General features: G+C 72.3%; 11 protein-coding genes. 5 read left to right on the top strand and 6 right to left on the bottom strand.

Translation table 11 applies throughout. The features are described 5' to 3' along the window. Positions 1-17 precede the first annotated feature (17 nt). Positions 18-1,865 carry a thiamine pyrophosphate-requiring protein gene (locus tag ACFY1S_RS23970; protein ID WP_387122022.1) on the bottom strand — a complete coding sequence of 616 codons (1,848 nt, stop codon included), beginning with the start codon at positions 1,863-1,865 and terminating at the stop codon, positions 18-20. A gap of 116 nt (positions 1,866-1,981) precedes the next feature. On the opposite strand from ACFY1S_RS23970, the gene ACFY1S_RS23965 reads away from it, so the two are divergent. From ACFY1S_RS23965 to ACFY1S_RS23955, 3 genes are read left to right on the top strand one after another with little or no spacing between them, the layout of a single operon-like run. After that, positions 1,982-2,794 (top strand): RNA methyltransferase, encoded by an 813-nt coding sequence (locus tag ACFY1S_RS23965; RefSeq protein WP_364362801.1) that lies wholly within the window; start codon positions 1,982-1,984, stop codon positions 2,792-2,794. Between the two features lie 28 nt (positions 2,795-2,822). Beyond that, the gene (gene argG, locus ACFY1S_RS23960; RefSeq protein WP_387122020.1) at positions 2,823-4,274 is read left to right on the top strand and encodes an argininosuccinate synthase; all 1,452 of its coding nucleotides are present in this window, start codon (positions 2,823-2,825) and stop codon (positions 4,272-4,274) included. 52 nt (positions 4,275-4,326) lie between these two features. After that, positions 4,327-6,120: a PucR family transcriptional regulator gene (locus ACFY1S_RS23955; RefSeq protein WP_387122017.1), complete on the top strand. Its 1,794-nt coding sequence runs from the start codon at positions 4,327-4,329 to the stop codon at positions 6,118-6,120. A gap of 109 nt (positions 6,121-6,229) precedes the next feature. Here the strand turns inward: ACFY1S_RS23955 and ACFY1S_RS23950 are convergent, their stop codons facing one another. After that, positions 6,230-7,582 (bottom strand): hypothetical protein, encoded by a 1,353-nt coding sequence (locus tag ACFY1S_RS23950; RefSeq protein ID WP_387122015.1) that lies wholly within the window; start codon positions 7,580-7,582, stop codon positions 6,230-6,232. 81 nt (positions 7,583-7,663) lie between these two features. Between ACFY1S_RS23950 and murD the strand changes: the two genes are divergently transcribed. Further along, positions 7,664-9,010 (top strand): UDP-N-acetylmuramoyl-L-alanine--D-glutamate ligase, encoded by a 1,347-nt coding sequence (gene murD / locus ACFY1S_RS23945; protein WP_387122012.1) that lies wholly within the window; start codon positions 7,664-7,666, stop codon positions 9,008-9,010. A gap of 1 nt (position 9,011) precedes the next feature. On the opposite strand, the gene ACFY1S_RS23940 is transcribed toward murD, so the two are convergent. The 3 genes from ACFY1S_RS23940 to ACFY1S_RS23930 all read right to left on the bottom strand — a co-directional run bounded on the left by ACFY1S_RS23940 (position 9,012) and on the right by ACFY1S_RS23930 (position 11,099). Then, a complete protein-coding gene (locus tag ACFY1S_RS23940; RefSeq protein ID WP_387122005.1) occupies positions 9,012-9,518 on the bottom strand; it encodes a DUF6114 domain-containing protein in 507 nt (168 codons plus the stop codon). Between the two features lies 1 nt (position 9,519). Then, on the bottom strand, positions 9,520-10,149 hold the full coding sequence (locus tag ACFY1S_RS23935) for a DUF6230 family protein (protein ID WP_387122002.1): 630 nt from the start codon (positions 10,147-10,149) through the stop codon (positions 9,520-9,522). A gap of 185 nt (positions 10,150-10,334) precedes the next feature. Next, complete coding sequence (locus tag ACFY1S_RS23930; RefSeq protein ID WP_387121999.1) at positions 10,335-11,099, bottom strand: TetR/AcrR family transcriptional regulator; 765 nt, start codon at positions 11,097-11,099, stop codon at positions 10,335-10,337. A 394-nt stretch (positions 11,100-11,493) separates the two neighbouring features. Here ACFY1S_RS23930 and ACFY1S_RS23925 point away from each other — a divergent pair, with 394 nt between their 5' ends. Beyond that, positions 11,494-12,177 (top strand): Tat pathway signal sequence domain protein, encoded by a 684-nt coding sequence (locus ACFY1S_RS23925; RefSeq protein ID WP_387121996.1) that lies wholly within the window; start codon positions 11,494-11,496, stop codon positions 12,175-12,177. Between the two features lie 63 nt (positions 12,178-12,240). On the opposite strand, the gene ACFY1S_RS23920 is transcribed toward ACFY1S_RS23925, so the two are convergent. Then, a complete protein-coding gene (locus tag ACFY1S_RS23920) occupies positions 12,241-13,266 on the bottom strand; it encodes a hypothetical protein (protein ID WP_387121994.1) in 1,026 nt (341 codons plus the stop codon). Positions 13,267-13,339 lie beyond the last annotated feature (73 nt).

The raw sequence follows: 13,339 nt of genomic DNA, 5'->3' as shown, positions 1-13,339 counted from the left end.
ACCCGGGCGGAGCGGGGTCAGTGCTCGCGGCGGCGGGGGCGATAGCTGGCGATCGTGGACGGTAGGCCGCGGCGGATGATGCCCGCCCAGTCGGTGTCGCCGCGCAGCACCGCCGCCGCGGTCTTGCGGGCCTGCTCGGCGGTGAAGTGCGGCGGCAGCATCAGCTCGGCCGGGTCGACCAGCGCGTTGATCACCACCGGTCGGTCGGCGGTGAGCGCCCGGTCCCAGGCGCTCGACACCTGCTCCGGGGAGTCGACAAGCTCACCGCGCAGCCCGAGGACTTCCGCCCACTGGTGATAGGCGATGTCCGGCAGTTGCTGGCTGTCCGGGAACATCGGCGTCCCTTCCGAGGAGCGCTGCTCCCAGCTGACAAACGCCAGGTCCCGGTTGTTGAGCACCAGCACCACGAACCGGGGGTCGGCCCAGCTGCGCCAGTACTTCGCCACCGTGATCAGCTCGTTGACGCCGTTCATCTGCATGGCGCCGTCGCCGATCAGCGCGACGAGCGGCCGGTCCGGGTGGGCGAACTTGGCGCTCAGCGCGTACGGCATGGCGCCACCCATGGACAGCAGGGTGCCGGACAGGCTGGCCAGCATTCCCGGGCGGACCTGGATGTGCCTGGCGTACCAGGCGGTGGTGGTGCCGCAATCGACGGCGAGCATCACGTCGTCGGGGAGCCGCTGGTTGAGGGTGTGGAAGAGCAGTTGCGGGTTGACCGGGTCGGCGCTCTGCTCGGCCAGGTCGCGCTGCGTCCGGCGCCACGCCGAGGTGGTCTCGGCGACCGTCGCCCGCCAGGCGGTCGGCCCGGGGCCGGGGCCCAGCTCGTTCAGCAGCGCCCGCAGGGTGGGGGCCGCGTCGCCGGTCAGGTTCACCTCGGTCGGGTACCGCAGCCCGAGCTGGGTGCCGTCCAGGTCGATCTGCACGGCGGGGGCCTGCCCGGGCGGCGGGTAGAACTCCGAGTACGGCATGTTGCTGCCCACGATGAGCAACCTGTCGCAGCCCGTCATGAGCTGCCAGCTCGGCCGGGTGCCGAGCAGCCCGATCGCGCCGGTGACCCAGGGTTCGCTGTGGTCGACGGCGGTGAAGCCGAGCAGTGCGGTGGCCACGCCGGCACCGAGACGGTGGGCGATCTCGCGGACCTCGTCCTGCGCGCCCAGCGCGCCCTGCCCCACGAGCATCGCCACCCGCTCGCCGCCGCGCAGCACCTCGGCGGCGCGGCGCACGTCCGCCTCCGGTGGCACGGTCGGGGTGCTGCTCGGCGCGTTGCTGGTCCGGTAGTAGCCGTGCGCGTGCGGCGGGTCCACCACGGCCGGCTCGTCCTGCACGTCGAGCGGCAGGATCAGGGCGGTCACGGTACGTCGGGCCAGCGCCGTACGGCAGGCCCGGTCGACGAGGTGCCGGACCTGCGCCGGATTGTCGAGCTGGGCCAGGAACGCCGCTGCCACGTCCTTGTACAGGGCGAGCAGGTCCACCTCCTGGTAGTAGCCGCCGCCCTCGGCGGTGGTCGCCGTGTGCCCCACCAGGGCGACCACCGGCTGGTGGTCGAGCTTGGCGTCGTACAGGCCGTTGAGCAGGTGGATCGCGCCCGGCCCGCTGGTCACCAGCGCGCAACCGAGCGGACCGCCGCCGTACTTGACGTGCGCGGAGGCGGCGAACCCGGCGGTCTCCTCGTGGCGGACCTGGATGAACTGGGCCCGCTCGCCGGCGCGTTGCAGCGCGGAGGTCATGCCGTTGATGCCGTCGCCGGGATAGCCGAAGTAGCGGTGAATGCCCCAGCTGGCCAGCCGGGACACGATGTGGTCCGCGACTGTCGGGTTCCGGGGCAGAGGGCCGGTCTCGTACGGCACGGTGCGGTCGGTGCTCACCTGGCTGCTTCCTTCCGTCCGGTCCGGTTCTGCAGGCCATTCCCCTTCTCCATCGGACAAAACACCACGCGGGCGGGCCGCGGAGGGGTGGACTCGACGTCCGGCAGAATCGTCGGGTGCCCGTCCACGAGATCACCGACCCCGACGACGACCGGATCGCCGACTACCGCGCGCTTACCGACGTCGAGCTGCGCACCCGCTGGGAGCCACCGCACGGCCTGTTCATCGCCGAGGGGGAGCTGGTGCTGCGCCGGGCGCTGCGCGCGGGCTACCCCGCCCGGTCGTACCTGGTCGACGCCAAGCGGGTGGACCAGCTCGCCGACCTGGACACCGGCGACACGCCTGTCTACGCCGCGACACCCGACGTGCTGCAACGGGCCACCGGGTTCCACGTACACCGGGGAGTGCTTGCGTCGTTCCACCGCCGGCCGCTGCCGACGGCGGCCGAGGTGCTCGACGCCGCGCGCCGGGTCCTGATCCTGGAGGACGTCAACAACCACACCAACCTGGGGGCGATCTTCCGGGGGGCCGCCGCGCTCGGCATCGACGGGGTGCTGCTGTCGCCGTCCTGTGCCGATCCGCTGTACCGCCGCAGCGTGCGGGTCAGCATGGGTGAGGTCTTCGCGATGCCGTACGCCAAGCTCGACCCCTGGCCGGCGGGTCTGGACCAGGTGCGGCAGGCGGGCTTCACGGTGCTCGCCATGACGCCGGCGCCGGACGCCGTACCGATCCAGCGGTTGACCCCGGCGCAGCGCGAGCGGGCGGCGCTGCTGCTCGGAGCCGAGGGGCCGGGCCTCACGGCGGCGGCCCAGTCCGCCAGCGACGTGCGGGTGGTCATCCCGATGCGGCGCGGAGTGGACTCGTTGAACGTCGCCGCTGCCGCTGCCGTGGCGTTCTGGGAACTGGGTCGCGACGATCAGCTTGCATGACCATGCGTCTTGTTGAATAATCTTCCCCGTGTCCAAGGTTCTCACCTCCCTGCCCATCGGCGAACGTGTCGGCATCGCCTTCTCCGGCGGCCTCGACACCTCGGTCGCGGTCGCGTGGATGCGCGACAAGGGCGCCGTCCCCTGCGCCTACACGGCCGACATCGGCCAGTACGACGAGCCCGACATCGCGTCGGTGCCCGGTCGTGCGCTCAGCTACGGCGCCGAGGTCGCCCGACTTGTCGACTGCCGCGCCGCCCTGGTCGAGGAGGGCTTGGCGGCGTTGACCTGCGGCGCCTTCCACATCCGTTCCGGCGGACGGGCCTACTTCAACACCACCCCGCTGGGCCGGGCCGTCACCGGGACCCTGCTGGTCCGCGCGATGATCTCCGACGACGTCCAGATCTGGGGCGACGGGTCGACCTTCAAGGGCAACGACATCGAGCGGTTCTACAGGTACGGCCTGCTGGCCAACCCGCAGCTGCGCATCTACAAGCCGTGGCTCGACACCGCCTTCGTCACCGAGCTCGGTGGCCGCAAGGAGATGTCCGAGTGGCTGCTCGACCGCGACCTGCCGTACCGGGACAGCACCGAGAAGGCGTATTCGACCGACGCCAACATCTGGGGCGCCACGCACGAGGCGAAGACCCTGGAGCACCTCGACACCGGCATCGAGACGGTCAGCCCGATCATGGGTGTCCGGTTCTGGGACCCGTCGGTGGAGATCCCCACCGAGGACGTCACGATCGGCTTCGACCAGGGCCGCCCGGTGACGATCAACGGCAAGGAGTTCGGCAGCCCCGTCGACCTGGTGCTGGAGGCCAACGCCATCGGCGGCCGGCACGGCCTGGGCATGTCCGACCAGATCGAGAACCGCATCATCGAGGCCAAGAGCCGGGGCATCTACGAGGCGCCCGGCATGGCGCTGCTGCACGCCGCGTACGAACGGCTGGTCAACGCCATCCACAACGAGGACACCCTGGCGAACTACCACAACGAGGGCCGGCGCCTCGGTCGCCTCATGTACGAGGGCCGCTGGCTGGACCCGCAGGCGCTGATGCTGCGCGAGTCGCTTCAGCGGTGGGTCGGCACGGCGGTCACCGGCGAGGTCACCTTGCGGCTGCGCCGTGGCGAGGACTACTCGATCCTGGACACCACCGGCCCGGCGTTCAGCTACCACCCGGACAAGCTGTCGATGGAGCGTACCGAGGACTCGGCGTTCGGCCCGTCGGACCGGATCGGCCAGCTCACCATGCGCAACCTGGACATCGCCGACTCGCGGGCGAAGTTGGAGCAGTACGCCTCGCTGGGCATGGTCGGCGGCGGGGCTCCGCAGCGGATGATCGGTGCCGCGCAGGCCGCCTCGACCGGGCTGATCGGTGCCATGCCCGAGGGCGGGGCGGAAGCCATCGCCTCGCGGGGCGTCGCCTCCGCCGCCGACGAGGCGCTCGACCGGGCCGCCATGGAGTTCGGCGTGGACTGAGCACCACCCCGCCAGGTCGAGAGCCGGTGTCACGGACGGTAGCGTTGCGGCCGTGTTCCCTACCGTCCGTGAGGTCCTCGCCCTGGACCCGGTCCGCCACGGCGCCCCGCGGGTCGTCGCCGGAGACGCGGGGCTGGACCGGCCCGTCCGCTGGGTGCACGTCGCCGAGGTGCCGGACATCGCCACCCTGCTCGGCGGCGGAGAGCTGGTCCTCACCACAGGCATCGGGCTGCCGGGCGACGACGCGGGACTGCGCGCGTTCATCGGCGACCTCGCCGACGTCGGAGTCTCCGGGCTCGTCGTCGAACTGGGCCGCCGGTACGTCAGCGGGGTGCCACGGGTGATGGCGGCCACCGCCGAGCGGCGCGGCCTGCCCCTGGTGGAGTTGCGCCGGGCCACCCCGTTCGTGCGGATCACCGAGGCGGTGCACGCGCTGATCGTCGACGTGCAGCTCACCGAGCTGCGCGCCACCGAGGAGATCCACCAGCGGTTCAACGACCTCTCCGTCGAGGGCGCCGACGCCGCCGAGGTCATCCGGCAGGCCGCCGAGCTGTCCGGCTGCCCGGTGGTGCTGGAGAACCTGTCCCGGCAGGTCCTCGGGTACGACCACGCGGGCGAGAGCGCCGAGCTGCTGCTGGACGGTTGGGAGCAGCACTCGCGGCGGATCCGGCCGGCCGGACGCACCGCGTACGACCCTGACAGCGGCTGGCTGGTGACCGCCGTCGGCGCCCGGGGGCAGGACTGGGGTCGGTTGCTGCTGCGCTGGCCGGCCAACGGCGACGTGCCGAGCGTCCAGGCCGGCGAGCCGGCCGCCGGCCCGCCCACCCGGCTCAGCATCCTGATCGAGCGCGCCGCGTCCACGCTCGCGCTGGGCCGGCTGATCCGCCGCGACGCCGAGGGCCTGGAACGGCAGATCCACCGCACCCTGCTCACCGCGCTGCTCGACCACTCCCGGCCGGTGGACGAGGTGGCGCTTCGGGCCAAGGCGCTCGGCGTCCTGCTCGACAGGCGGCACCTCGTCGGCGTGATGGTCCGCTACCGCGCGGACGACCCCGCCGGGGAGTCCGGCCCCGAGGCCGGTCAGGCCCGACTGCGCGACCTGTCCGAGGCGGTCGGCCAGGCCCTGCGGGAGGCGAAGCTGACCGCGCTCACGAGCGCCGTCGACGACAACTCGGTGGGTGCCCTGCTGGCCCTCGCAGACCCGGCCGCCGAGGACCGCGCGCTGTCCGCGTTCGCCAGCGCACTTCGTCGGGTACGCCTCGACGCCGGCACCGGCCGCGCGCCCGCCGGCGAGGCGTCCCGGTCGGCCACCGGCGCCGATGTGTCGCGCCCGGCGCCCACTGTGGAGCCCGCGCGGGCGGTGGCAGGTGTCGACCCGTCCCGGGGCGGCGGCGGTGGCGGGGTGATCGTGGCCGCCGGGTCGGGCGTGAGCAGTCTGCGCGAGGCCCGCCGGTCGCTGGTCGAGGCGCGGCAGGTCGCCGAGGCCGCCCGCCGGGACCGGCGTGACCTGCCGATCTTCCGGCTGCCCCACGTCGGCCTGGCCGGGCTGCTGCACCTGCTGCGCGACGAGCCCCGGTTGCAGACCTTCGTCGAGCGCGAACTCGGCGCGCTGCTGGAGTACGACGCCCGGCACCCCCGGGAGCAGTTGCTCGACACCCTGCGCGCCTACCTGGAGCAGGGCCGTAACAAGTCAGCAGGCGCGGCCGCCGCCCACCTGTCCCGCCCGGCCTTCTACGAACGACTGGCCCGCATCGCCCGAATCCTCGACGCAGACCTGGACTCGGTGGAGACCAGCCTCTCCCTGCACGTGGCCCTGCTGGCCCTGGAAGCAGTCCGCAGCCCCTGACCCGGCCGACCCCGCCGCCTTCCCTCCCTGCCATGCGCGTTGATCATGAGGTTGTTGCCGTGACACGCCGGTGCGAGTGGCGACAACCTCATGATCAACGCAGGGAGGGTCAGGCGCCGAGGGCGGTCAGGGCCTTCGCGTAGGTGGAGGGGATGTGGTTCGGGCCGCCGGGGGTGAAGACGTCCGAATTCGCCACCGCCGACCAGGCCGTGGCCGGTACGGCGTCGACAAGGGCCCGGATCACCGGTGCGTCGCGCCACTGGTCCTGTTCGGCGAGCAGGCCGAGGGCCACCACCGACTCCTCGACCTCGCCGACGCACTCGAACGGCTTGTGCCCGTCCACGCCGAGCAGTTCCCGGTAGCCGGGGATCTGCTGCGGGTCGGCCAGCAGGTCACCGCCGAAGATGCCCACCACCCGCTCCCGGGCCATGAACGGCGCCATGGCGAGGAAGACGAACCGGCACTTCGGGCAGTCACGGCACCAGCGCTCGGACGCGTCCCGCAGCTTGAACGCCTGGTTGCAGCTGGTCACCACGTCGTCGTACCTGGTGAACTCGGCGAACATCCGGGCGATGTGCAGCTCGGACAGCGAGCGCAGCAGCGAGAAGTACGGTTCGGTCAGGCCGGCGTGCTCGGCCAGCGACGCCCGCAGCAGCCCTTCGGCCTCGACGCCCTTGGACCACTGGTGGTTGATCTCGTGGCCGTCCCAGACGAGGTTCGGGTCGGACGCCGAGCGCTCGTTGGACATCACCACCGGGCCGAGCCCGTGCAGCACGGCGGTGGCCACGGCGATCAGCGAGTTGATGGCGGTGACCGGGATGTGCCCGTTCAGCGCGCCTGACGCGTTCAGGTCGAACAGCACCGGGTCGATCCGCCGCCGGGCAGCCAGCGGGGTCAGCCCGGACGCCTCGTTCACCGAGACGATCACGTGGTTCGGGTTGACCGAGAACGGCACCGGGTCCAGATCGGCGCGGCGAAGCGCCTCCAGGCTGACGATCGAGTCCTTGCCGCCGCCGACGGCGGAGAGGGGGCGGCGGTCCGAGGTGTCGTACACCCGTGGTGGCTCCGGAGAGCCGGCCGGCACCTCCGGGCGCAGCTGGAGCACGTGCGGCAGCTGGTTGCGGTACGCGTACTCGGCGAGGCCCCTGGTGTAGATGGCCGTGACGTAGTCGACGGTGGCCGCGCCCAGCGGCGCCGGCAGCACGAGTCGGGGCGGCGCGGCGGCCTTGTAGTAGCTGACCCCGGCGACCAGGTGCAGCACCTCCAGCACCCGGTTGAGGGTGGCCACCGTCTCGTCCGACGGCGGTTCCGCCGGGAGCGGGAGGGTGATCACCTCGGTGAACCGCTGCTCGCCGCCGGGGCCGGTCAGCGCGTAGTCGAACAACACCTCGCCGGTCGCGAAGTCGATCGAGTAGGACGGGAAGGTGAAGGCGTCCATCCGCCGGAGCTGCTCGTTGGGCACACGCCATACTAGGCCCTGGTTCGTCCGGCCGTGTCCGGACCGGGCCTGCCCAACCGCCGCCGTAATCCCGAGGAGAGTCCCGTGCGCCTGTCTGACCTGCGCGGACGTAGCGTCGCCGTCTGGGGGACCGGCCGGGAGGGCCGGGCCGCTGTGACAGCGATCGCCGCGCACGGCCCCGCCGACCTGGTCGCCGTCGACGACAGCGCGAACTTCCTGTCGCTGCCCTGGGACGGCCCGCTGGCCGAGGCGGCGCCGCTGGTCACCGGCGAGGCGGGCTTCGAACGGCTCGCCGCCGCCGACGTGGTGGTCCGCTCGCCAGGTGTGCCGCAGACCCACCCGTGGCTGGTCGAGCTGCGCCGGCACGGCGTACCTGTCACCCAGGGCACGGCGCTCTGGATGGCCGACCACGCCGCGCGCACCGTCGGGGTCACCGGCAGCAAGGGCAAGAGCACCACCTCCAGCCTGATCAGCCACCTGCTCACCGCGATGGGCCGGCCGAACGTCTTCGGCGGCAACATCGGCGTGCCCACCCTCGATCTGCCCGAGTCCGAGCTGTACGTGCTGGAGCTGTCCAGCTACCAGTGCAGCGACCTGACCGACTCGCCCCGGGTGGCGGTGGTCACCGCGTTGTTCCCCGAGCACCTGGACGCGCACGGCGGGGAACGCGAGTACTACCGGGACAAGCTCAACCTGCTCGCCCATGATCCGCAGACGATCGTGGTGAACGGCGGCGATCCCCGGCTCGCCGCCGAGCTGGGGGATCTGCCGGCGGTGCGGGCCGGCCGTCCGGACACCACCCACGTCGCCACAGGTGCCGACGGCACGCAGTGGTTCCATGTCGGCGACCAGCCGCTGTTCCCGCGCGCCGTGCTGCCGCTTGTCGGCCGGCACAACGAGGGCAATCTGTGCGTCGCCCTCGCCGTGCTCGACGCGCTCGGCGTCGACGTGGTGGCCGAGAAGGACAGCCTCGCCATCGCCGTCGCCGAGTTCCAGGGGCTGGCCCACCGGCTCACCGAGATCACCGACCCGTCGGGGTTGACGTTCGTCGACGACACCCTGGCCACCAGCCCGTACGCGGCCATGCACGCCATCGACGCGTACGACGGGCGGCCGTTGACCGTGATCGTCGGCGGTAACGACAGGGGCCTGGACTACACGCCGCTGGCCGAGCACTTGGCGGAGCGGGAGATCACGGTCATCGGCATCCCGGACAGCGGCCCCCGGATCATCGAGGCGCTGGCCGGGCTGCCGATGGTGCGTACCGAGGTCGCCGAGGATCTGGTGGCAGCGGTCGGGCTGGCGCGCAAGCTGACGCCCGCGGGCGGTGTCGTGCTGCTCTCCCCGGCAGCGCCGAGCTACGGGCGGTTCCGCAACTTCGAGCACCGCTCCGAGGTGTTCGCGCAGGCGGTCGCCGACACCGCCCGTTGACTCAGGCCCGGTCGACCGGGCTGGGGTCCGGTGACGGCATCCCGGGCAGCAGCGCGGTGTCGTCCTCGTCCACGTCGTCGTTCTCGGGCGACGTGGGTTCCGTCCCGGCGCCGGTGGGGTGGCCGTCCTTGTCCGGGGTCCAGGCGAAGGCGAGTGCCCCGCCGGTCAGGGCCAGCAGCATCCCGACCACGAAGCCGCCCAGGTTCGAGGTCAACCAGGAGACCAGGCCGAGCACCAGCGAGACCACGGCGTAGAAGACCCGCTGCTGCGGGGTGGTGATCAGCAGCACCCCGCAGATGACGAGGATGGCGGGTACCAGGTACGCGGCGAGCCCCTGCGGGCCGATGTGCAGCAGCACTCCGAGCGGCGCGCGCAGGGTCGCCAGCATCTCCAGGCCCCCGAGGGCGATCAGCACGGCGGCGGTGAATGGGCGGGCCCGCCGCCAGCGGCGCCACCGCCCGCGGGATCCGCGGACGGCAGACGCCGCCTGGTGTCGTTCGGCGCTCACGTCAGCACCCGTCGGAGGTGAACGCCATGCGCAGGTTGGGCAGGTTGAAGACGGCCGCCGTGGTGGCGTAGTTGTTCTGCCGCAGGTTCTCGATGACGACCGAGTCGGCCTGCTGCGAGAAGACGCCGGGGTTGCCCTTCACGCCGGGCACCTTGTCCAGGGTGCTGGCGTCCTGCCCGACGTCGATGTTGCGGAAGGCGGCGTCGCCGGCGACCTCGTCGCCGTCCACCACAAGGGTCCGGGCGGTGACCGGTCGGTCGCCGCCGCCGGCGGTGATCTTCAGGAAGATGCCACCGAGGTTGATGCTCTGGCAGAGGTTGGTCAGCTCCGCCTTGTCGATCGCCGAGACCATCACCAGGACCTGTCCGCCGGTGTCGCCCTGGTTGGGGCTGTCCGGGATCATCTGGTCGAGGGTGGCGAACTGCTCGAACCCGGTGCCGGTGAGCCTGTCGGCCGTGACGGTGAACGGCATGCCCGAGATGGCGAACTGCGCGCCCAGCACGCCCTGGGCGGTGAGCATGATCATGCCGGCGGCGCCCGCCACGACGATGCCGAACGTGGCGGCGAACCGGCGCCAGCGCACGCCACTGCGCGGCGGGCCTGCTGCGATTGGTGTGGTTTCCTCCGACATGGCGGCTCCCCTTAAGATCAATTCATCCCCGACAATGGGAATTGCATCCGTGGCCTGCGCCCGGTAGGCGCAGAGCCGAAGTTACCGCTGAGTAAAGGGGAGGTCAACGGCGTGTGGCGGCCATTTGGACGGTATTTGTTAAATGTGGCCAAAGTGAAAAACCGCTGCGGTTTCCGACCGTGTGATCAAGACTGGTGGATCGGTGCGCAGGGTGCGGTCGTACTCGGACCGTCGTCCGGCCGTATCGGCCGGGTCGCCTGAATCGCACCCTCGGTGCCCAGGAACGGCGCCGTGGCCGCGTAGGTGAGCACCGGCAGCAGTTGCGGCAACTCCGCCGCCCGACCCCGCGCCACCCGGCCGCGGACCGTGGCGTAGATGCCACCGACCACCGTGGACACCAGCTCGTCGCGGCCCACGTCGGCGAGCGTCGGCCCCGGCCCGGCGTCGGCGAAGAACCGGCGGAAGCTGGCGAGCAGCGCGTCGCGCTCGCGGCGGGCGTCGGGCCCTGCCGCGTCCACCTCGACGAGCGCCATCCGGGCGAACGCCGGCACGCTCGCCAGCACCTCCAGCAGGGTGCGCAGCGCGGCGCGTGCCGCGTCCGGCCAGGCCGGGCCGGCCTCGCGGTAGGCGCTCTCCATCAGCTGCGACACCACGGCGATCCCGTGCCGGTACGCGGCGAGAAAGGCGTCCTCCTTGCCGGTGAACAGGGCGTAGAAGGCTGGCCGGGTCACGCCTGCGGCGTGGCAGATGTCGCTGACCCGGGCGTTGTCGTAGCCCTTCGTCGCCACCTCGTGCACGAGCCCGTCGAAGAGGCGGTCACGTTGGGTGGCGGCCACGACCTCCGCGGAGACCCGTCGCGGGCCGCGCTTGATCGCGCGGTCCGGGTCGCGGCCCGGGCGCGCGCCGGGCAGGGGTGCCGGCGCCGGCGGGGGGTGGCTCTGCGTGGTCAACTCATTGACCTCCGTTGATTCGTTGACTTTGCGACCCTCCGGGGTTTATAACTTTCCTCACGCTCAGTTCGCTCCCCGTCACCATTGGTGATCTCTCGGATGGTCACCCCGACTCGTCGAAGGAGGGCTCGATGGCTGTCATTATCGCCGAACACGAACGCTCTCCCAATGCCGGAAAGGCGCAGGTGACGCGGCTCCGCCGCAGTGCACCACGCCGAGCCGCCCGCTGACCCCGCGGCGCCTTCCGTCATCCGCGGTCGACCCGACGGTCGCCCGGCACCTCCACCACCGCCGTCCACCACGGACGGCCACACTCGCCGCCCGGACGTACCCGCCCGGCGGTGACCGCCTGTGCGGTCCGCTCGTTCCCGTCCCACCACCGGAAGGAAGCACCATGCCCAGGTACGGAAAGATCGGCGGGGGCCTCGTCGCCCTCGCGCTGCTCACCGGCCTCCTGGCCGGCACGCCAGCCTCCGCCGACCCGTCGGCAGCGCTCGCCGGCAACGTCCTGACCTACCCCACGGCCGGCGGCACCGCTGTCGCCGTCAACGACGTCATCCAGGCCAGCCTCAAGACCGGCACCAACGCCACCTTCTACAACTCGACCTCGGGCACCACCGGCATCAAGTGCGCCGCGTCAAGCTTCAGCGCCAAGGTGCTCACCAACCCGACCGCCCCGGGCACCGCCACCGAGAGCCTCACCGCCCAGAGCTTCGGCACCTGCACGACCAACGTGTTCGGCACCACCGGGGTGCAGAGCATCGCCCTCAACAACCTGCCGTACGCCACCTCCGTCACCAGCGCCGGCGTGGTCACGATCTCCGGCACCGCGGCGGCGCCGGTCCAGAGCACCGTCGTGCTGAACTCGCTGCTCGGCGCGATCACCTGCGTCTACCGGACCAGCACCAACAGCCTCACCGGCGTGGCGGCCAACGCCGCCAACTCGATCACCTTCACCAACCAGCCGTTCACCAAGTTCTCCGGCCCGTCCCTCTGCTTCGGCACCGCGTACTTCTCGGCGACGTACTCGCCGGTGCGTGACAGCACCAAGGGCAACGCCACCGTCTACGTGAACTGATTACGTCGCACCGGGGCCGGTGCGCGGCGATCCGCCGTGCGCCGGCCCTCGACGTCGCGCGGGTCAGCCGGCGACCAGCGCCGCGTGCAGGGCGCGCATCGACCGGACGGCCGAGCGGATCTCCTGCAGGTAGCGGCCGGGGCTGAGCGTCGGCTCCGGCAGCCGGGCCAGGTCGGGCAGAGTGGAGTCCACCCCGACGGTGTCGATCCCGCAGCCGTACGGCAGGGCCAGGGTGCGCAGCGCGTCGCAGTGCTGGAACGGCACGTAGATCGGCGCGGTCACCAGCAGCACCGCGTCGTCGGTGGCGAGCTGGACGTGCCCGGCCCAGAACCGCTGGGTGTCCGCGGTGTGCGCGCGCCGCCGATGCGGCTCGCTCGACGGCGCCGCCAGCACCCGCACCGGCGGCAGACCGGCCGGCAGATAGGTGCGCGACGACCAGGAGTGGTGCGGGTGACCCGCGTCGACCCCGTCGCGCAGGGCCGGCGCGCCCATCCCCGATGCCAGCCGGACCGCCGCGTCCAGGGCGTCCACCTCCGTCGCGCAGTCGGGCACCCCCGCCTCGGCCAGCGTCAGGCGTTCCAGCTCGGAGAGCGGCCGGAAGCTGCCCAGCACCGCCACCTCTCCGGTCACCCGCAGCCCCTCGCGCAGCAGGTGCACGGCGTACGCGACGCGGCGCAGGCAGGCGTGCGCCAGACCGCCCAGCACCACCAGGTGGGCGTACGCGGGCCGGGCCGGCGGCACGGGTCGGACGAGCCCGAGCGCGGCGGCGGTGACGCGTACCAGCTCGGCGGTGTCCGGGTCGAGTGCCGGCTCCCGGGCGTCGGGCCTCTCGCGGCCGCCGCGGAAGTCCCAGTGGACGCCGGAGAAGTCGTCGAGGAACCGGAGAATGTCGGCGAGGTCGCCGCCCGGCCAGGTGCCGCCGAAGCGGGCGACCAACCGGCGCAGCGGGTCGGCGCCGACCCAGCCGGCGATCCCGTCGATCATCGTGGGCGTATCCGGGGCTCCGGCGGGCAGCGGCACGTCCGGCCCGACGGGCACCGGCCCGGTGCGCACCGACCCGGACGCTGGCGGGGCGGGGAGTTCGGGCACCGCCGGATCGTACCGACCGGAGCGCCCGGCGCGCGGTCGACCGCCACGAGCGGGCTGACGCACTGTCAGGAGC

Origin of the sequence: Micromonospora sp. NPDC000663 (genome assembly GCF_042898105.1) — a bacterium.
Classification (GTDB): domain Bacteria; phylum Actinomycetota; class Actinomycetes; order Mycobacteriales; family Micromonosporaceae; genus Micromonospora.
This window is presented reverse-complemented; position numbering and strand designations above follow the sequence as displayed.

Bases quoted from the DNA above. Each gene is read 5' to 3' on its own strand.
- ACFY1S_RS23935 (WP_387122002.1), bottom strand. From the start codon at position 10,149: ATGTCGGAGGAAACCACACCAATCGCAGCAGGCCCGCCGCGCAGTGGC.
- ACFY1S_RS23925 (WP_387121996.1), top strand. From the start codon at position 11,494: ATGCCCAGGTACGGAAAGATCGGCGGGGGCCTCGTCGCCCTCGCGCTG.